Below are 20,007 nucleotides of genomic sequence, written 5' to 3'. Positions count from 1 at the left end.
GATGCGATCCATCCAAGGAAGGCGACCCTTACCGACGTAGGGTGGGCTTTGGAGCGACCGGTTCTCCGGACGCGCCCGAGCAGCCCGTCCCAGGGAGGTCCAGTTCAGTGACCAGCCAGGTCAGTACGCCAGCCGAGCAGGCAGACGGGGCCGATGAGGCCGTCCTCGGTGAGCAGCGCAAACCCGTGGGTGAGAAAGAGGTCAAGCGCCTTGATCGGGTGATCATCCGTTTCGCGGGTGATTCGGGTGACGGGATGCAGCTGACGGGTGACCGGTTCACGTCGGAGACCGCCTCGTTCGGCAACGACCTCTCCACCCTCCCGAACTTCCCCGCCGAGATCCGCGCTCCCGCAGGGACCCTGCCCGGCGTCTCCAGCTTCCAGCTCCACTTCGCCGACCACGACATCCTCACCCCCGGCGACGCACCCAACGTCCTCGTCGCCATGAACCCCGCCGCGCTGAAAGCCAACCTCGCGGACGTGCCGCGCGGCGCGGACATCATCGTCAACACCGACGAGTTCACCAAACGCCCGATGGCGAAGGTCGGCTACGCCACCAACCCGCTGGAAGACGGCACCCTGGACGCCTACAACGTCCACCCCGTCCCCCTCACCACGCTGACGGTGGAGGCGCTGAAGGACTTCGGCCTGCCGCGCAAGGAGGCCGAGCGCTCCAAGAACATGTTCGCGCTGGGGCTGCTGTCGTGGATGTACCACCGCCCCACCGAGGGCACCGAGCGCTTCCTGCGGCAGAAGTTCGCCAAGAAGCCGGAGATCGCCGAGGCGAACGTCACCGCGTTCCGGGCGGGCTGGAACTTCGGCGAGACCACCGAGGACTTCGCGGCCTCCTACGAGGTCGCCCCGGCCACCAAGGCCTTCCCCACCGGTACGTACAGGAACATCTCCGGGAACCTGGCTTTGGCATACGGGCTGATCGCCGCGGGCCGCCAAGCGGACCTGCCCCTGTATCTCGGCTCGTATCCGATCACCCCGGCCTCGGACATCCTGCACGAACTGTCCAAGCACAAGAACTTCGGCGTCCGCACCTTCCAGGCCGAAGACGAAATCGCCGGAATCGGCGCGGCGCTGGGAGCCGCGTTCGGCGGGTCGCTGGCCGTCACCACCACCTCCGGCCCGGGTGTCGCGCTGAAGTCGGAGACCATCGGACTGGCCGTGTCCCTGGAGTTGCCGCTGCTGATCGTGGACATCCAGCGCGGCGGCCCCTCCACCGGGTTGCCGACGAAGACCGAGCAGGCGGACCTGTTGCAGGCGATGTACGGGCGCAACGGCGAAGCCCCCGTCCCCGTCGTCGCGCCGAAGACACCCGCCGACTGCTTCGACGCCGCCCTCGATGCCGCCCGGATCGCCCTGACCTATCGCACCCCGGTGTTCCTGCTCTCCGACGGCTACCTCGCCAACGGATCCGAGCCCTGGCGCATCCCCGACACCGACGAACTCCCCGACCTGCGCGTCCAGTTCGCCACCACCCCCAACCACACCCTCGCCGACGGCACCGACGTGTTCTGGCCCTACAAACGCGACCCCCACACCCTCGCCCGCCCCTGGGCCATCCCCGGCACCCCAGGACTCGAACACCGCATCGGCGGCATCGAAAAACAAGACGGCACCGGCAACATCTCCTACGACCCCGCCAACCACGACCTCATGGTCCGCACCCGCCAAGCCAAAATCGACGGCATCCACGTCCCCGACCTGGAAATCGACGACCCGGACAGTGCACGCACCCTCGTGATCGGCTGGGGCTCCACCTACGGACCCATCACCGCCGCAGTACGCCGCCTGCGCGCCCAGGGCGAACCCATCGCCCAGGCCCACCTGCGTCACCTCAACCCGTTCCCCCGCAACCTCGGCGAAGCACTCCAACGCTTCGACAAGGTCGTCATCCCCGAGATGAACCTCGGCCAGCTCGCCACCCTCATCCGCGCGAAGTACCTCGTGGACGCGCAGTCCTACACGCAGGTCAACGGCATGCCGTTCAAAGCCGAGCAGCTCGCCACGGCCCTCAAGGAGGCCATCCATGTCTGAGGCGCTCAAGCTGGTCCCCAAGGCCGAGGCCGCCCAGTCGATGAAGGACTTCAAGTCGGACCAGGAAGTGCGCTGGTGCCCCGGCTGCGGTGACTACGCCGTCCTCGCCGCCGTCCAGGGCTTCATGCCCGAACTCGGCCTCGCCAAAGAAAACATCGTCTTCGTCTCCGGCATCGGCTGCTCCAGCCGCTTCCCCTACTACATGAACACCTACGGGATGCACTCCATCCACGGACGCGCCCCCGCCATCGCCACCGGCCTCGCCACCAGCCGCCAAGACCTCTCCGTCTGGGTCGTCACCGGCGACGGCGACGCCCTCTCCATCGGCGGCAACCACCTCATCCACGCCCTCCGCCGCAACGTCAACCTGAAGATCCTCCTCTTCAACAACCGGATCTACGGCCTCACTAAAGGCCAGTACTCCCCCACCAGCGAAGTCGGCAAAATCACCAAGTCGACCCCCATGGGCTCCCTGGACGCGCCCTTCAACCCCGTGTCCCTGGCGCTGGGCGCGGAGGCCTCCTTCGTCGCCCGCACCATCGACTCCGACCGCAAACACCTCACCGACGTACTACGACAGGCCGCCGACCACCCCGGCACCGCCCTCATCGAGATCTACCAGAACTGCAACATCTTCAACGACGGTGCTTTTGAAGCCCTCAAGGACCATGAGCAGGCCCAGGACGCGGTCATCCGCCTCGAACACGGACAGCCCATCCTGTTCGGCGCCGACAACACCAAGGGTGTTGTCCGTGACCCCGCCACCGGCGATCTGAAGATCGTCCCCGTCACCCCGGACAACATCGCCGACGTCCTCGTCCACGACGCGCACGCAGCATCCCCCACCACCGCCTTCGCCCTCTCCCGCCTCGCCGACCCCGACACCCTCCACCACACCCCCATCGGCGTCCTCCGCTCCGTGGACCGCCCTGTCTACGACACCCAGATGGCCGACCAACTCGACACCGCCATCGAGCAGCACGGCAAGGGCGACCTCACCACCCTCCTCACCGGCAACGACACCTGGACCGTCGCGGGCTGACCCAAAGGGCCGACCGGCCGGGGAGTCTGCGCGGGCCCCCGGCCGGGCACCCGTACTGATATGCCCATGGACCGTCTCGCGTACCGCGTCAAACGGCAGTTGCTCGGCAAACCGCTCACCACCGAGCGCATCGGCGACGAGAAGCTGGACAACCGCACCGCGCTCGGGGTGCTGGCGTCGGACTGCATCAGCTCGTCCGCGTACGGGTCCGAGGAGATACTGCGGGTCCTGGTGCCCGTGGTCGGGGCGGCGGCGTTCAGTCTGCTGATGCCTGTGACCGGGGCGATCCTCTTCGTCCTGGTGCTTCTGACGCTCTGTTACAGCGATGTCGTCACCATCTACACGCGGGCCGGCGGCTCGTACGTCGTGGCGCGCGAGAACTTCGGGCCGGATGTCGCGCAGATCGCGGCCGTGGCGCTGCTCGTCGACTACATCGTGACCGTCGCCGTGCAGGTGTCGGCCGGGACCAACGCGATCATCTCGCTCGCGCACCTGCTGGGCGGCGGCTGGACCGGTATGGACCACCTCCAACTTCCCATCTCCGTCGGGGTGGTCCTGTTCCTCGCGTACGGGAACCTGCGTGGGGTGCGGGAGGCCGGGCGGCTGTTCGCGCTGCCCGCCTATCTGTTCATGGCGGCCGTCGCGCTGCTGCTGGCCGTCTCCGCCGCGCGCGGGCTCACCTCGGGGCTGCCGCGCGCCGATCTGCACGCGGCGGGGGCGATCCCGGTCGGCGGCGCGGGCAGCGGCTGGCTGTACGGGGCGTCGCTGTTCATGGTGCTGCGGGCGTTCGCCAACGGCGGGTCGTCGCTGACGGGGCTCGAAGCGATCTCGAACGGCATCTCGGCGTTCCGCGAGCCGCAGGGCCGCAACGCCCGCCGCACGCTGATCACGATGAGCTGTGTCCTGGGCGTGCTGGTGCTCGGTGTGTCGACGCTCGCGCACTTCACGCACGCGGTGCCGTACAGCGACGGGACCCCGACCGTCATCGCACAGGAGGCCCACTTCGCGTTCGGTGGCGGGGCGCTGGGCACGGCCGGGCTCGTCTTCGTACAGCTCGCGACCGCGCTCATCCTCTACACCGGCGCCAACACTCCGTTCACCGGCTTCCCCTACCTGGCCAGCTTCGTGGCCGAGGACCGGTTCCTGCCACGGCTGTTGACCCGGCGCGGGCACCGGCTCGCATTCTCCAACGGGATCATCTCGCTGACCGTCGTCTCGCTGGCGCTGCTGCTCGTGACCCGCGCCAACGTCGACAAGCTGGTGGCGCTGTACGCGATCGGGGTGTTCACCGCGTTCACCATGGCCGGGGCCGGGCTCACGGCATACCACCTGCGGCGGCGCGAGCGGCACCGGCGGCTGAAGGTCGCCGTCAACGGGGTCGCGGCCGTGGTGTCGGCGGCCGTCGTGCTGATCTTCGCGGTCACCAAGTTCACCGAGGGCGCCTGGCTGGTGGTCGTGGTGTTCCCGCTGGGGGTGTGGGCGCTGACGCGGATCAACCGGGAGTACCGGCGGGAGGCGGCGGCCCTCGACACCCTCCAGGCGCCCGGCGCCGATCTGCCGCACGGCCGCCGCCATCTGGTGTTCGTGCTGGTGGAAACGCTCGACCTGGCGGCGATCAAGGCGCTGCGGTACGCGCACGAGCTGCGGCCCGACGAGATCCGGGCGGTCCACTTCGCGATCGACGAGCCGCACGCACGGCGGCTCTCGGCGCGGTGGGAGGCGACGGCGGCGACCACGGTGGCGCTGGAGGTGGTGGAGTGCCCGGACCGGCGGCTGCGGCACGCCATGAAGGAGCTGGCGGCCCGGACGACCGAGGACGGCCGGACCTGGCTGACGGTGCTGGTCCCGCACCGTACGTACACCGGTTTCCTCGGCAGGCTGCTGCACCGGGGCACCGGCGAGGCGATGGCCAAGGCGCTGGAGCAGCTGCCGTCGGTGGCGGTGACGGTGCTGCCGTTCGACGTGTCGCGGGCGCTGCGGTCGCTGGACGAGGGGCGTGAGCCGCAGCCCGACTAGGGCCCCCAGGCATCACGCCTGCCTGGCCTCCCGGGCCGTGTCGTAGGCGGCGCGTGCCTCTTGCACCTGCTCCATCCGCACGCCGGTCCACTCGGCGAGGGCCCCTACCCGCTCGGCGGCCTCGCGGCCGAGGGGGGTCAGCGAGTAGTCGACGCGCGGCGGGATGACCGGCTTGGCGTCGCGGTCCACGAAGCCGTCGCGCTCCAGCGTCTGGAGGGTCTGGGCCAGCATCTTCTCGCTGACCCGGCCGACGTGCCGGCGCAGCTCGCTGAACCGGTACGACCGGTCGAGCAGCGCGAGCAGGACGAGGACGCCCCAGCGGCTGGTCACGTGCTCCAGGACGAGCCGGTGCGGACACATCGCCTCGCGGAGGTCCTCGGCGGACCGGGTACTTACTGCCATACCAGTACCTTACTTCAAAGTGGGTACTTACGAAAGGTTAGCGCCAGCCGTACGGTGAGTGGCACGGGTTCCGCACGGGAACCCAGAGCCAAGGAGTCAGCAGCCATGAGCATCGTCGTCACCGGAGCCACCGGAGCCCTCGGCCGTCTCGTCGTCGACGAGCTGCTCGCCGCGGGGGTGCCCGCGAGCGGGATAGCGGCCGTCGTACGCGACAAGGAGAAGGCCGCCGGGCTCGCCGGGCGCGGTGTGGAGCTGCGGGTGGCCGACTACAGCGCGCCCGAGACGCTGGCCGGGGCCTTCCGCGCCGGTGACCGCGTGCTGCTGATCTCCGGCAGCGAGGTCGGGCAGCGGGTGGCGCAGCACGCCGCCGTGATCGCGGCTGCGAAGGACGCCGGGGTGGCGCAGCTCGCGTACACCGGCATCCTCGGCGGACCGGAGGCCGACTTCCGCCTCGCCGACGAGCACAAGGCCACCGAGCAGCTGATCCTCGACTCGGGGCTGCCGTACACCTTCCTGCGCAACGGCTGGTACACCGAGAACTACACCGCCCACCTGGAGCCGGTCCTGGCGCACGGGGCGGTCGTCTCCAACGCGGGCGAGGGCCGGGTGGCCTCGGCCGCCCGCGCCGACTACGCGGCGGCCGCGGCGGCCGTGCTGACCGGCGAGGGCCACCTGGGCCGGACGTACGAGCTGAGCGGCGACGTGGCGTGGTCGTTCGCGGAGTACGCGGCGGAGGTCGCGCGGGCGACCGGCAAGGAGATCGCGTACCAGGCCGTCGCCCCCGAGGTGCACCTCGGCATCCTCACGGGCGCGGGCGTCCCGGCGCCGTTCGCCGAGATCCTGGTCGACGTGGACCTGGCGATCGGGCGGGGGCGGCTGGCGGGCACGTCCGGCGAGCTGTCCCGGCTGATCGGGCGGCCGACGACGCCGATCTCGCAGACGATCGCGGCGGCAACTGCGGGGGCCTCCGCCTGACGGGATCCGGCAGGCGGAATCGGCCACACCACGGTCAGGACCGTTTTCGGATATAGGGCATGACAGGCGCGGTCCCCTGGCGCTACCTTCGATCACGTCGACGTGCGCGCGTCGACGTGCGCGCAGGGAGGGCCAGTGGCCGAGGAACCGAGTACCGCTGCCGGGGAAGAGCGGGCAGGACTGCTCTACGGGATCGGTGCCTACGGGATGTGGGGACTGGTCCCGCTCTTCTGGCCGCTTCTGAAGCCGTCCGGCGCGATCGAGATCCTGGCCCACCGGATGGTGTGGTCCCTCGTCGCCGTCGGCGCCGCGCTCCTCGTACTGCGCCGCTGGGCGTGGATCGGCGAGCTCCTGCGCCAGCCGCGCCGGCTCGCCCTCATCGGCCTCGCCGCCGCCGTGATCACGGTCAACTGGGGCGTCTACATCTGGTCGGTGAACTCCGGCCACGTCGTCGAGGCGTCGCTCGGCTACTTCATCAACCCTCTGGTCACCATCGCGATGGGCGTGCTGCTGCTCAAGGAGCGGCTGCGGCCGGTGCAGTGGGCGGCGGTCGGGGTCGGCGCGGCGGCGGTGGTCGTCCTGGCGGTGGGCGCCGGCCGGCCGCCGTGGATCTCGCTGACGTTGGCGCTGACGTTCGCCACGTACGGGCTGGTGAAGAAGAAGGTGAACCTCGGCGGGCTGGAGTCGCTGGCCGCCGAGACGGCGATGCAGTTCCTGCCCGCGCTGGGGTATCTGGTGTGGCTCGGGACGCAGGGGGAGGCGACCTTCGCGTCCCACGGCGCCGGGCACGGGGCGCTGCTCACCGCGACCGGGGTGGTCACGGCGGCGCCGCTGGTCTGCTTCGGCGCGGCCGCGATCCGCGTCCCGCTGTCGACGCTGGGGCTGCTGCAGTACCTGGCGCCGGTGTTCCAGTTCGGCCTGGGCATCCTGTACTTCCACGAGGCGATGCCGGCGGAGCGGTGGGCCGGGTTCTCGCTGGTGTGGCTGGCGCTGACGCTGCTGACGTGGGACGCGCTGCGGACGGCTCGACGGGGCCGGGTCGCGCTTGCGGCGGCGGGACGACGTGTTGAGCCCCTCCCCACCCCTTCCCTGAACCCTCCGGGGGTGAGGGTCGGGGAGGAGTAGGGGTTCTGCCGGGGCTACGCCCCGGGGGACCCCGCTTCGGGGCTGCGCCCCTGGACCCGTGTTCGTCTGCGGGCCGGTGGGGGCTGGTCGCGCAGTTCCCCGCGCCCCTTAGGTATCTCCGGCCCCCCGGCGTGCAGGGAGCGAAGCTCCCGCTCGTTCAGGGGCGCGGGGAACTGCGCGACCAGCCACAGACGGCCCGCAGACGAACGAGGTCCGGGGCGCAGCCCCCGGCCGCCCGCCAGAGGGCTTTCGGGAAGGGGCGGGGTGGGGGAACCAATCCAGCCACTGTCCGCCCACCGAACACCCCTGTCCGGAATACGTTCTTGACGGTGAGTGAAACTCTCCCTGAACATCAGGCTCGCGTTTCCGTCCCATCCCCGAACGGAATACGGAGCCCCCACATGCGCACCAAGCTCCCCAAGTACCGCAGAAGCACCCTCGCGGTCGCGACCCTCGCCGTCGCCAGCCTCGGCCTCGCCGCACCGGCCGTTCAGGCCACCGCCGCCGCCCCCGCCCCGGCGGCCGCCGCCGCCCCCGACATCCCCCTCGCCAACGTCAAGGCGCACCTCGCCCAGTTCCAGCAGATAGCGAACGCCAACGGCGGCAACCGCGCCCACGGCCGGGCCGGCTACAAGGCCTCGCTCGACTATGTGAAGGGCAAGCTGGACGCGGCCGGGTTCACCACCTCCGTCCAGCAGTTCAGCTCGTCCGGCGCCACCGGCTACAACCTGATCGCCGACTGGCCGGGCGGTGACACCTCGCAGACCGTGATGACCGGCGCACACCTCGACTCGGTGACCGAGGGGCCCGGCGTCAACGACAACGGCTCCGGCTCGGCCGGGGTCCTGGAGACCGCGCTCGCCGTCTCCCGCGCCCAGCTCAAGCCCGACAAGCACCTGCGGTTCGGCTGGTTCGGCGCCGAGGAGCTGGGCCTGGTCGGCTCGAAGTACTACGTCAACAGCCTGTCGTCGGCGGACCGAGGCAAGATCTCCTCGTACCTCAACTTCGACATGATCGGCTCGCCGAACCCGGGTTACTTCGTGTACGACGACGACCCGGCCCTGGAGAAGGTCTTCAAGGACTACTTCGCGACCCTCTCCATACCCACCGAGATCGAGACGGAGGGCGACGGGCGCTCCGACCACGCGCCGTTCAAGAACGCCGGCATACGCGTCGGCGGCCTCTTCTCCGGCGCCGACTACACCAAGACCTCGGCCCAGGCCCAGAAGTGGGGCGGCACGGCGGGCCGCGCGTTCGACGCCTGCTACCACTCCTCCTGCGACACCAGCGCCAACATCGACGACTCCGCGCTCGACCACAACAGCGACGCCATCGCGTACGCGCTGTGGCAGCTGTCGGCCGGCACCACGATCCCGCCCACCGGGGACTTGTACGAGAACACCACCGACGTGACCATCCCGGACTCCCCCGGCGCGGCCGTGACCTCGTCGGTCTCGGTCACCGGGCGTACGGGCAACGCGTCCACCGCGCTCAAGGTCGGGGTGAACATCGTCCACACCTACAGCGGCGACCTGGTGGTCGATCTGATCGGCCCGAGCGGCAAGGCGTACCGGCTGCACAACTCGTCGTCGGACTCCACGCCGAACATCAACACCACGTACACCGTGAACGCGTCCACCGAGACGGCGAACGGGACGTGGAAGCTGAAGGTGCAGGACAAGGGGCCGCAGGACACCGGCTACATCAACAGCTGGAAGCTCACCTTCTGACCTTCTGACCGTCCGGTCCTGGGTTCGTCCCGGGATCCGTCCCGGGATTCACCTCTCCCGCAATGAGCATGCGCGTGCATATACTGCACGCGCATGCTTTTCTCTGGGGGGGACCATGGCCCGCAACTTCCTTTTCCTGCTCGGCAGTACGCGCTCCGGCGGCAACACGGAGGCGCTGGCCAGGCTGGCCGCCGAGCAGCTGCCGAGCGGCGTCTCGCAGCGCTGGCTGAACCTCTCGCAGCTGCGGCTGCCCGAGTTCACCGACCGGCGCCACGACGGTGAGGGCCTGTACGCCGACCCGGCCGGGGACGCCGCGACCCTGCTCGACGCGACCCTGGAGGCGACCGACCTGGTCATCGCCTCGCCGCTGTACTGGTACGGCGTCTCGACCCCCGTCAAGCACTACCTCGACCACTGGTCGGGGTGGATGCGGGTGCCGGGTCTGGAGTTCCGGCCGCGGATGGCCGGGCGCACCATGTGGGGCGTGACGGCGCTCGCCACCGCCGACCAGTCCGTGGCCGATCCGCTGGTGGGGACCCTGCGCCACACCGCCGCGTATATGAGCATGCAATGGGGCGGCGTACTGCTCGGCTCCGCCAACCGGCCCGGCACCATGGGGCAGGACACGGAGGCGACGGTCCGCGCCAAGACCTTCTTCAGCTCGGAAACGGTGCTCGCAACGCACGCATGACGTGCGCCACCAGTGAGGCGATCCTGTCCGGGTCGTGGAACGGCCGCTTCAGCGCGTGCCGGTAGTACAGCGGCCCGTACAGCATCTCCACGGCCAGCTCCAGATCGGCGTCCGGCGGCAGCTGGCCCTGGCGCTGCCCGGCGCGCAGCCGCTCGTGCACCAGCGCGACGCGCGGACCGACCAGCTCCTCGTTGACGGCCGCCGCCAGCGCCTCGTCGTGGAGCAGCTCGGAGAGGATGCCGGTATACGCGGGGCCGATCACCGGCGAGGTGAAGACCCGCATCACACTGGTGACGTGCGTCACCATGTCCGTGTCGATGTCCCCGGTGTCGGGCAGCGGCGAGGTGCTGACCACGGCCTCGATCACGGCCTCCAGGAGCACCGCGCCCTTCGTCGCCCACCAGCGGTAGATCGTCTTCTTGCTCACACCCGCTCGGGCGGCGATGCCCTCGATCGTGACGCGTCCATAGCCGTTTTCCGCGCAGAGTTCGAGGGCCGCGGAGAGGATCGCGCGGCGCGATCTCTCGCTCCGGCGCCGGGGGTTGGGGGCAGGACGTGGCGACTCGGTCACGGGGTGAGTCTACGAGAACGGTCCGTAGCGTATTGACAGCGGAATGGTCTGCTCCAAGAATGTGCCGAGGAAACGGCACGTGTCGTGTCGAGCCGCCACGGGGGTCGGCTCGCACGACCCGTCCCTTCCGTCGTCCTCCCGGGTCCGGTTTTCAGGCCGTGATGTCCTTCGCCGTGAAGCGCGCCCAGGCCGCCGAGCCGAACACCGCCACGTACAGCGCCTGCAGCTCCAGGTTCTTCACCAGCTGGTCCCAGTAGACCGGCACCCGCAGCAGGTCCGCGAAGGACAGCCAGTAGTGCGGGAACAGATACGGGTGTATCGCGTGCAGCTGGGGGATCTGGTCCAGGATCTGCACGGTGATCAGCAGGCCGACCGTCGCCGCCATCGCCGCGACACCGCTGCCGGTGAGCGTGGAGATGAACAGGCCGAGCGCGGCCACGCCGGTCAGCGACAGGGCCACCAACCCGGCGATCGCGAGCGCGCGCACCAGTCCGTCCGCGAACGATATCTGCGTGCCGGAGATGGTCGTGACCTCTCCGAGCGGGAAGAGCAGCGCACCCACGGCGAGCGCGGACGCCGCCACGACCAGGGTCGCCAGCAGGCAGAACGCGAGCACCGACGCATACTTGGCGAGCAGCAGCCTGGTCCGCCCGGCCGGGGCGACCAGGAGGTAGCGCAGGGTGCCGCTGTTGGCCTCGCCCGCTACCGCGTCGCCCGCGACCACGCCGATCGCCATCGGCAGGAAGACGGGAAGGGTCGCGGCGAGCCCCGCGAAGACGAGGAAGAGCCCGTTGTTGGTGACCTGCGAGATGAAGGCCGGGCCGTCACCGCCGCTGGGACCGGCCGTGCCGCCGTCGCTCGTCTCGATCTTCACGGCGATGCCGATCAGGATCGGGACGGCCGCCAGCACCCCGAGCAGCGCGAGGGTGCGCCACCGCCGCACGACGGTGACCAGCTCGGACCGGAAGAGCCCGAGCGCCCAGAGCGGGCTGGGCCGCCGGACCCCGGGGCCCGGCCCGTCCGGGGCGGCCTGGACCTCTGTGGCCTGCGCGGCCTCGGCCGTCTCCGCCTCTGTGGCGGACCCGGCCTCTGTGGTCCGTGCCGCGTCCGGGCCCGGCGGGGGCGCCGACGTGGGCACATCCTCCGTTGCGTTCACCTCAGCCCGCGACATCGAACCCCTCCCCCGTCAGTGCCACGAACGCGTCCTCCAGCGAGGCCCGTTCGACCCCGAAGGCCCTCACCCGTACGCCGCCGTGCACCAGCGCGGCGTTGAGCTCCGCCAGTTCCACGTCGTCCGGCGGGACTTCGCCCGTCACGCGGTCTCCGTCCACGGTCACGTCCGCGACCCCGCGCTCCTTGAGCAGCCGGGCCGCGTCGGCCGGGTCCGGGGTGGTGACGGCGAGCCGGCCCCGGTTGCCCGCCGAGAGTTCGGCGACCTCGCCCTGGACGACCAGACGGCCCTGGGTCATCACCGCCGCGTGCGTACAGACCTGCTCGATCTCGTCCAGGAGGTGCGAGGAGAGGAAGACCGTGGTGCCGTCGGCCGCGAGCTCCCGCACCAGGGCGCGGATCTCCCGCATGCCCTGCGGGTCGAGGCCGTTGGTCGGCTCGTCCAGGACCAGCAGCTTGCGGGGCTGGAGCAGCGCGGACGCGAGCCCGAGCCGCTGCTTCATGCCCAGCGAGTACGCCCGCGCCTTCTTGCCGGAGGCGGCGGCGAGCCCGACCCGCTCCAGGGCGTGGGCGACCCGGCTCGCGCGGGTGCGGGGGTCGGCGGTCGGGTCGGCCGAGTCGTACCGTACGAGGTTGTCGCGGCCGGACAGGAATCCGTACAGCGCGGGGCCCTCGATCAGGGCGCCCACCTGTGGCAGGACCGTGCGCCCCGCGCGGGGCATGGGGCTGCCGAGGACCCGGGCCGTGCCGGAGGTCGGCTCGATCAGGCCCATCAGCATGCGGATGGTGGTCGTCTTGCCCGAGCCGTTGGGGCCGAGGAAGCCGAAGATGCTGCCGCTGGGGACGGTGAGGTCGAGGCCGTCCACGGCGAGTTGGCCGCCGCGGTAGCGCTTGCTGAGACCGTGGGTCTCGATCACCGATGGAGAGTTCCCCACCCCGCCCCTTTCCGTAACCGGTACTTCGCCCCGGACCCCCTCGGCCGGGTGCCGCTGAGATTTCAGGGGGTTGCGAGGGGGGACCCGAGTCCCCCCTCCCCCCTCACTACTTCGCCGCGTTCGCCGCGTTCACCAGCGCGTCCTTGGTGACCGCGCCCACGAACACCTTGCCGTCGTCCGTCACCAGCGCGTTGATCAGGCGGGTCTTGTAGACCGTGCCCGAGCCGAACTTGCCCGTGACCTTGTCGCCCAGGGAGTCGAGGAACTTCCGGGCCTCCGGCGGGACATCGCCCTTGCCGCCCTTGCCGGAAGGTGCGGTCGGGATGCCCTTACCTCCTGGAACGTCGAGGCGGGCGATGGAGTTCCAGCCCTTTCCGATGACGTTGAGGCCCTTGAACTCGCTGCCGTCGGAGCCCTTGAAGCCCTTGTCGCCCCGGTCCGTGTGCGCCTTGCCGTCGTCCTGGGTGACCTTCGCCCCCTTGGGCGGGGTGAAGTCGAACGTCGAGGCGGACGGCTTGCCGAAGTCGACCTTGGTGAAGCCCGCGTCGATCACGGCCTTGCCCCCGCCGGACGGCGCGAGCGTGAACTTCAGCGGCACCCCGTTCTTCGCGTCCACCGCGATCCGGATCGCGCCGATCGTCGAGCCGGACTGCTTCGGCTTGATCACCAGCTGGTAGGCGTCCCGGCCCGCCACGTGGGACGTGCCGTCGACGGTCACCGAGGTGGTCGGGTCGACCGACTTCAAGGCCTGCTCGGCCATCGCCTTGGGCGTGGTCGGCAGGGCCTCCGGAGCCTTGCCGGAGCGGCCGTGGCGCTTGGCCGCGTCGCCCCCGAGCTCCTTCTTGCCGTCGCCGGCCCGCTTCGAGTGGTACACCTCGTTCGAGGCGCTGTCGTACGCCCACACGTCGTTCCCGCTGTGGATGACGCTGTACTCCGACGCGTTGTCGAGCACCGACAGCTTCTGCTTGTCCGGGCCGTCGGCCGCGACCCGCAGGGTGTGCGAGCCGGAGGCCAGCTCCATCAGCTTGCTGTCGGGCGAGGCGGACGAGCCGCCCTTGCCCGCGCCGCCCTTGGGGGCGAAGGAGCCGAGGCCGCCGAAGGACGGCAGGCCCAGGTCGGTCTTGATCTTCACCGTGCCGGAGAGCTGCTGGGCGTCCGACGCGGCGATCTTCTCGATGAGCTGCTGTGCGCTGATCTTCGGCAGATCCGGATCACCTGAAGCCGCGAGCGCCGGGACCAGCCCGATGGTTGCGGCCGCCACCCCCGCCACCGCGACCGGGACCAGATACCGCGCGGCCTTGCGGCGGCCCGCGACGAGGTCCCCGGCCTCCTCGGTGGTGTGTGCGCTGTCGTTCGGTGCCATGTGTGCCTTACCTCCGTGGTCGGCGGCGTCCGTCCGTAGTGCTGCGCTCTGTCCACCCCGCGCCGCCATTCTCACCCGAATTGGTCAGGAGTGGTGTTCTCAATCTGACCAAATCAGCCGCCGTCAGGCGTCACCCCTCGGGAGCAACCTCGTGTACCTCTCTGGGATGACACCAGCGCCCCAGACCTCCCCCGACCAGTAGGGGTTGTACGTCGCGTACCTGTCAGAATCGCCAACTCCACCGAGGCCAGGCGGGATTGCTTCCCGCCACCGCCAACCAACCTCGGTGCGCTCCGGGTTGAGCCGCCTTCAGGTACAGCCCGCACATCGGCCCGCGCCCCGGCTCGCACCCCGGACACCGTCACCACCGCCCGACCCCTACGGCGACGACGTCCGCGAGGTGCTCCCCCGATCCCGTTTCACTATCGTTTCACCAGGTATGCGACCGTTTGCACAGCATCACCGGACACTCAATAGTGTGACCTGGGTCACACTATTGACAGATCGGGTGTTCGAGTCGCTTTGGGCCGGAATCCGTACACCTGAGTGAGAGCAACCGGCACCACAAAAGGGGATCGCCATGCTCACCGTCCACCGCATCGCCGTCGGCGCTGCCGCCGGGACAGCCGTCCTCGCGCTGGCCGCCACGGGGTGCGGAAGCAGCAACAGCAGCAAGACCGAGAAGCCGTCGACCACCACGACGGCCCCCGCGACCCCGAATCCGGCCGCCCCCGCGCTCAGCGCCACCGAGGTCGACAAGGTCGGCACGGTCGTCACCGACAGCGACGGATACGTCCTGTACCGCTTCGACAAGGACACCGCGAAGCCGTCCCACTCGAACTGCCTGGCCGCCTGCGCCGCGATCTGGCCCCCGGCCCCCGCCACCGACGCACTGACCGTCAAGGGCATCGACAAGGCCCTGGTCGGCAAGGTCACCCGCCCGGACGGCAGCACCCAGTTGACCCTCGCGGGCTGGCCGCTCTACCGGTACGCCAAGGACGACGGGCCTCGCGAGGCGTACGGTCAGGGCGCCGGCGGCACCTGGTTCGCGATCACCCCGACCGGGGCGAAGGCCACGGCCGACACGGGCGGCGGCACGACCTCGGGCGGCGTCATGACACCGCCGGACGGCTCCGGCTACTAGAACGGGCACCAGGAACGAGTACGGGAACAGGAACCGGACGGGTACCGGGACCAGGACCAGCGGAGACGGGTCCTAACCCGCCCGGTGCACCACCGCGTCGCACAGCTCCTCCAGAGCCGACTTCGCGTAGCACTCCGGCAGCGGCGCCAGCGTGGCGCGGGCCTCCTCCGCGTACCTCACGGTGTCCCTGCGGGCCTGTTCGAGCGCCGGGTGCACCCGCAGCCGGCGCAGTGCCTCGGCGTGCCGGGCGTCGTCCGTCAGGTCGCCGTCGAGCAGCGCGACGAGCTCCAGGTCCTCCGGGCGGCCGTGCTGGGCGGCCTGCGCCCGCAGGTGCAGGACCGGCAGCGTCGGGATGCCCTCGCGCAGGTCGGTGCCGGGGGTCTTGCCGGACTCGTGCGAGTCGCTGGCGATGTCCAGGACGTCGTCGGCCAGCTGGAACGCGGTGCCGAGCCGCTCGCCGTACTGCGTGAGGATGTCGACGACCGACTCGTCGGCGCCCGACATCATCGCGCCGAACCGGCCGGAGACGGCCACCAGCGAACCGGTCTTGCCCGCGAGCACGTCGAGGTAGTGGTCCACCGGGTCGCGGCCGTCGCGCGGCCCCGCGGTCTCCAGGATCTGGCCGGTGACCAGCCGTTCGAACGCCTCGGCCTGGATGCGCACGGCCTCCGGGCCCAGGTCGGCCAGTATGTGCGAGGCGCGGGCGAACAGGAAGTCGCCGGTGAGGACCGCGACCGAGTTGCCCCAGCGGACGTTGGCGCTGGGCACCCCGCGCCGCACCTCGGCCTCGTCCATGACGTCGTCGTGGTAGAGCGTCGCCAGATGCGTGAGCTCGACCACCACCGCCGAGGGCACCACACCCGGCGCGTAGGGGTCGCCGAACTGCGCCGAGAGCATCACGAGCAGCGGCCGGAAGCGTTTGCCGCCCGCGCGCACGAGGTGCTGCGCGGCCTCCGTGATGAAGGGGACCTCGCTCTTGGTGGCGTCGAGCAGGCCCGCCTCGACTGCCGCCAATCCGGTCTGGACATCGGCTTCAAGAGCCTGGTCCCGCACGCTCAGCCCGAACGGCCCGACGACGGTCACGAGGGGTACTCCTGTCTGCTGACGATCACACGGATTGTCGATGTGTCGCTGCCTTCACTCAAGTCAGCGTATCCGGTCGCTGTTCGATCACCGCTGGCGCCTTCCCGTCACCCCCCGCGCACAGCCCGATGGACCCCGGTATGTTCGTGATCAGCTCATACGATCAGGAGTGGACCTTTTGTCCGGAACGACCACCGACACCGTGCCCGACCCCGGCGCCGAGCGGCCGCCGCCCGGGGACGACCACGCCTTCCTCGGCCACCCGAAGGGGTTGCTGACGCTCTCCGGCCTTGAGGTCTGGGAGCGCTTCTCCTTCCTGGGGATGCAGGCGATCCTGGTCCTCTACTTCGCCGACACCGTGGCGCACGGCGGCATGGGCCTGGACGCGGCCACGGCGGCCTCGGTCTCGGCGGCGTACGGAACGCTCGTCTATCTGGTCTCGGTCGCGGGCGGCTGGCTCGCGGACCGCATCCTCGGCTCGTACCGCGCGGTCCTGTACGGCGGCGTCCTGATCGCCTGCGGCCACTACACGATGGCCGTCCCCGCCCAGGCGGCGACCTGGGCCGGGCTCGGCCTGATCAGCGCCGGTACGGGCCTGCTCAAGCCCAATGTGGCCTCGATGGTGGGCAAGCTCTACCGCACCGACGACGAGCGCCGCGACGCCGGGTTCGCGCTCTACTACATGGGCATCAACATCGGCGCCTTCCTGGGGCCGCTGATCACCGGCTGGCTCGGCGACCACAAGGGCTGGCACTGGGGTTTCTCGGCGGCGGCGGTCGGGATGACGTTCGGGCTCGTCCAGTACGTGGCCGGGCGTCGGCAGCTGGCCGGGCGCCGGCACGCGGCCGAGTTCGCGCTGCCGCCCGAGGGGATGCGCCGGGCGGTGCGGCTGTTGGCGCTCGGCGCGGTGGCGGCCGGGCTGCTGGCCGGGGCGCTCTCGCTGGCGGGCTGGCTGACCATGGGCCGGTTCGTGGACGCGCTGACGGTGATCTCGGTGATCGCCCCGGCGGTGTACTTCACGGTGATGTTCCGCAGCCCCCGGGTGAGTGCGGAGGAGCGCGGGCGGCTGCGCCCCTATGTGGTGCTCTTCCTCGCCTCGGTGGTCTTCAACTTCATCCTCTTCCAGGCGTATTCGACGATGATGCTGCTCGCGTCGACCAACGCCCGCACCGAGATCCTCGGCTTCCACTTCCCGGCGAGCTGGTACGCCTCGGCGCTCGGCGCCTTCGAGGTGGCGCTGGCGCCGGTGGTCGCGGCGGTCTGGTCCCGGATGGGGCCGCGCCAGCCGCACGCCTCCAACAAGATCGCGTTCGGGGTGGTACTCGGCGGGCTCTCGTTCCTGCTGATGGTGGTGCCGACGGCCGGGCAGGGCTCCGACTCGTACCGGATGGCGGCCTGGTGGATCGTCGGCTCGTATCTGCTGCTCGGGCTCGGCGACGTCCTTCTGGAGACCTCCGGGATGTCGGCGACGACCAAGCTCGCCCCGAAGGCCTTCGCCAGCCAGACCATGTCGCTCTGGTTCCTCTCCCTCGCGCTCGCCAACGGCATCCAGGCGCAGACCGTGAAGGTCTACGGAAAGGTCTCCAACGCCGCCTACTTCGGCGTCAACGGCGCGATCGCGGTGGCGGCCGGCCTCGCGGTGATCGCTGCCGCGCCCTGGCTCAAGCGCACCATGCACCCCGTCCACTGAGGTCCTGCGAGGCTGCCATGCGGATCCGAACCGACTTCCCGTACGAGACCACCCACGTGGACGTGCGTATTCCGCTCCCGGACGGGACGCTCCTCTACGCCCGGATCTGGCGCCCGGTGACCGACGAGCCCGTACCGGCGCTGCTCGAATACCTGCCGTACCGGCTCACCGACTGGACCGCGCCGCGCGACTGGCAGCGCCATCCCTGGTACGCGGGACACGGCTACGCCTCCGTGCGCGTCGATGTGCGCGGGCACGGCAACAGCGAGGGCCTGCCGGGCGACGAGTACGACGCGCGGGAGCTCGCGGACGGGGTCGCGGTCGTCGACTGGCTCGCCGCGCAGCCCTGGTGCGACGGCAAGGTCGGCATGTTCGGGATCTCCTGGGGCGGCTTCAACTCCCTCCAGATCGCGGCCCTCGCGCCCGAGCCGCTCAAGGCGGTCGTCACGGTCTGCTCGTCGGACGACCGCTATGACAACGACGTGCACTACCTGGGAGGTTCCGTCCTCGCCGTGGACATGCACGCCTGGGCGGCGACGATGCTGGCGTTCACGGCGCGACCGCCGGACCCGGCGTACGTCGGCGACCAGTGGCGGGACATGTGGCTGACGCGCCTGGAGGCCATGGAGCCCTACATCCACACCTGGCTGGCGCACCAGACCCGCGACGACTACTGGAAGCACGGCAGTGTCCGCGAGGACTACGGGGCGATCGGTGCGGCGGTGCTCGCGGTGGGCGGCTGGCACGACCCGTACCGGGACACCGTGCTGCGCCTGGTGGAGCACCTGCCCGCCGACCGGGTGCGCGGACTGATCGGGCCGTGGTCGCACCAGTACCCCGACCGGGGGCTGCCGCCGGGACCGGCCATCGGCTTCCTCCAGGAGACGCTGCGCTGGTGGGACCACTGGCTCAAGGGCAAGGACAGCGGGGTCATGGAGGAGCCGCTGCTGCGCTCCTGGATCAGCGAGTCGCACCGGCCCGCCACGGTGTACGAGGAGTTGCCCGGCCGCTGGGTCGGCGACCCGGCGTGGCCCTCGCCGCACGTCACCCCCGTCCCGTACGCGCTCGGGGGCGCCCCGGTCCGGGTCGACTCGCCGCAGCACACCGGCCTGGACGCGGGCCGCTTCTTCCCGTTCGGCAACGACGGCGACCTGCCGCCGGACCAGCGCGCCGAGGACGCGCACTCGGCGGCGTTCGACTTCGCGGTGCCGGACGACGGGCCGCCCCTTGAGGTCCTCGGGCGCCCGGAGGTGACGCTGCGGCTGCGCATGGACGTCCCGTTCGGGCAGGCGATCGCGCGGCTCTGCGACGTGGCGCCGGACGGCTCGTCCACGCTGGTCACCCGGGGCGCGCTCAATCTGTCCGCGCGCGAGGGCCGGGACCGCGCGGACGCCTGGCCGCTGGGCGCCACCCAGGACGTGACGTTTCTCCTCAACGGCATCGGCCACAGCTTCCCGCCGGGACACCGCGTCCGCCTCGCGGTCTCCTCCGCGTACTGGCCGTGGATCTGGCCGCAGGCGGACTCGGTGGGCTTCACGCTCGAACCGGAGGGCAGCTCCCTGACCCTGCCGGTCCGGGAGCGGACGGCCGACGCGATCGCCTTCGAGGAGCCCGAGCAGTCGGCGCCGCTCGGTGTGGTCTCCCCCGCCTCGCTGGACGAGCCCCGCCCGGAGCGGCTGGTCGTCCGCGATGTCGCCAAGGGCGAGTGGCGCCTGGAAGTGGACCCGCGCTACGGCGGTACGCGGGTCTACCCCGACGGTCTGGAGTTCACCGAGGACGCCCTGGAGACGTACACGATCGACGAGGCGGACCCCCAGTCCGCGCGCACCCGCTCGGACTGGACGATCCGGCTGCACCGGCCGGAGCCGGCCTGGGACGTCACGATCACCACGCGGTCCGAGATCGCCTGCGACGCGGCGGACTTCGTCACCTCGGACGAGGTGGTGTGCCGGGACGGCGGGGAGGTCGTCTTCCACCGGACGTGGGAGAAGCGCATCCCCCGGACGGCGGGCTGACGCGCCGCCC

16 protein-coding genes are annotated in these 20,007 nt (G+C 70.7%); 10 read left to right on the top strand and 6 right to left on the bottom strand.

Translation table 11 applies throughout. The features are described 5' to 3' along the window. The first annotated feature begins 107 nt into the window (after positions 1-107). The 3 genes from OG965_RS24010 to OG965_RS24000 are packed head-to-tail and all read left to right on the top strand — an operon-like array spanning position 108 to position 5,103. Positions 108-2,045, top strand: coding sequence for a 2-oxoacid:acceptor oxidoreductase subunit alpha (locus tag OG965_RS24010; RefSeq protein WP_371654138.1), 1,938 nt, complete (start codon positions 108-110; stop codon positions 2,043-2,045). After that, positions 2,038-3,087 (top strand): 2-oxoacid:ferredoxin oxidoreductase subunit beta, encoded by a 1,050-nt coding sequence (locus OG965_RS24005; RefSeq protein ID WP_371654137.1) that lies wholly within the window; start codon positions 2,038-2,040, stop codon positions 3,085-3,087. Before OG965_RS24010 ends, OG965_RS24005 begins: the two co-directional genes overlap by 8 nt. Positions 3,088-3,147: 60 nt before the next feature. Continuing rightward, on the top strand, positions 3,148-5,103 hold the full coding sequence (locus tag OG965_RS24000) for an APC family permease (RefSeq protein ID WP_371654136.1): 1,956 nt from the start codon (positions 3,148-3,150) through the stop codon (positions 5,101-5,103). Positions 5,104-5,115: 12 nt separating this feature from the next. Here OG965_RS24000 and OG965_RS23995 read toward each other — a convergent pair whose 3' ends face one another. Further along, a complete protein-coding gene (locus tag OG965_RS23995; protein ID WP_371654135.1) occupies positions 5,116-5,505 on the bottom strand; it encodes a winged helix-turn-helix transcriptional regulator in 390 nt (129 codons plus the stop codon). Between the two features lie 105 nt (positions 5,506-5,610). Between OG965_RS23995 and OG965_RS23990 the strand changes: the two genes are divergently transcribed. The 4 genes from OG965_RS23990 to OG965_RS23975 all read left to right on the top strand — a co-directional run bounded on the left by OG965_RS23990 (position 5,611) and on the right by OG965_RS23975 (position 10,026). Continuing rightward, positions 5,611-6,480, top strand: a complete 870-nt coding sequence (locus tag OG965_RS23990; protein WP_371654134.1) for an NAD(P)H-binding protein — start codon at positions 5,611-5,613, stop codon at positions 6,478-6,480. A 207-nt stretch (positions 6,481-6,687) separates the two neighbouring features. After that, a complete protein-coding gene (gene rarD, locus OG965_RS23985) occupies positions 6,688-7,605 on the top strand; it encodes an EamA family transporter RarD (protein WP_371657036.1) in 918 nt (305 codons plus the stop codon). 401 nt (positions 7,606-8,006) lie between these two features. Further along, complete coding sequence (locus OG965_RS23980) at positions 8,007-9,335, top strand: M28 family metallopeptidase (RefSeq protein WP_371654133.1); 1,329 nt, start codon at positions 8,007-8,009, stop codon at positions 9,333-9,335. Positions 9,336-9,450: 115 nt separating this feature from the next. Further along, complete coding sequence (locus tag OG965_RS23975) at positions 9,451-10,026, top strand: flavodoxin family protein (RefSeq protein WP_371654132.1); 576 nt, start codon at positions 9,451-9,453, stop codon at positions 10,024-10,026. Here OG965_RS23975 and OG965_RS23970 read toward each other — a convergent pair. The 4 genes from OG965_RS23970 to OG965_RS23955 form a co-directional block, all read right to left on the bottom strand. Next, positions 9,992-10,597 carry a TetR/AcrR family transcriptional regulator gene (locus OG965_RS23970; RefSeq protein ID WP_371654131.1) on the bottom strand — a complete coding sequence of 202 codons (606 nt, stop codon included), beginning with the start codon at positions 10,595-10,597 and terminating at the stop codon, positions 9,992-9,994. The two genes, OG965_RS23975 and OG965_RS23970, sit on opposite strands and share 35 nt — an antisense overlap. Positions 10,598-10,748: 151 nt before the next feature. Continuing rightward, a complete protein-coding gene (locus tag OG965_RS23965) occupies positions 10,749-11,768 on the bottom strand; it encodes an ABC transporter permease (protein WP_371654130.1) in 1,020 nt (339 codons plus the stop codon). Continuing rightward, the gene (locus OG965_RS23960) at positions 11,755-12,684 is read right to left on the bottom strand and encodes an ATP-binding cassette domain-containing protein (RefSeq protein ID WP_371654129.1); all 930 of its coding nucleotides are present in this window, start codon (positions 12,682-12,684) and stop codon (positions 11,755-11,757) included. Before OG965_RS23960 ends, OG965_RS23965 begins: the two co-directional genes overlap by 14 nt. 124 nt (positions 12,685-12,808) lie before the next feature. Then, a complete protein-coding gene (locus OG965_RS23955) occupies positions 12,809-14,065 on the bottom strand; it encodes an outer membrane lipoprotein carrier protein LolA (protein ID WP_371654128.1) in 1,257 nt (418 codons plus the stop codon). A gap of 580 nt (positions 14,066-14,645) precedes the next feature. Between OG965_RS23955 and OG965_RS23950 the strand changes: the two genes are divergently transcribed. Next, positions 14,646-15,209 (top strand): hypothetical protein, encoded by a 564-nt coding sequence (locus tag OG965_RS23950; protein ID WP_371654127.1) that lies wholly within the window; start codon positions 14,646-14,648, stop codon positions 15,207-15,209. A gap of 72 nt (positions 15,210-15,281) precedes the next feature. On the opposite strand, the gene OG965_RS23945 is transcribed toward OG965_RS23950, so the two are convergent. After that, positions 15,282-16,292 (bottom strand): polyprenyl synthetase family protein, encoded by a 1,011-nt coding sequence (locus OG965_RS23945; protein WP_371654126.1) that lies wholly within the window; start codon positions 16,290-16,292, stop codon positions 15,282-15,284. Between the two features lie 178 nt (positions 16,293-16,470). Between OG965_RS23945 and OG965_RS23940 the strand changes: the two genes are divergently transcribed. Then, a complete protein-coding gene (locus OG965_RS23940) occupies positions 16,471-17,982 on the top strand; it encodes a peptide MFS transporter (protein ID WP_371654125.1) in 1,512 nt (503 codons plus the stop codon). 17 nt (positions 17,983-17,999) lie between these two features. Further along, positions 18,000-19,997, top strand: coding sequence for a CocE/NonD family hydrolase (locus OG965_RS23935; protein ID WP_371654124.1), 1,998 nt, complete (start codon positions 18,000-18,002; stop codon positions 19,995-19,997). The last annotated feature ends 10 nt before the right edge of the window (positions 19,998-20,007 follow it).

This window comes from Streptomyces sp. NBC_00224 (genome assembly GCF_041435195.1).
Taxonomy (GTDB): domain Bacteria; phylum Actinomycetota; class Actinomycetes; order Streptomycetales; family Streptomycetaceae; genus Streptomyces.
The sequence above is the reverse complement of the archived record's forward strand: the minus strand, read 5'-3'. Positions and strand labels throughout refer to the sequence as shown.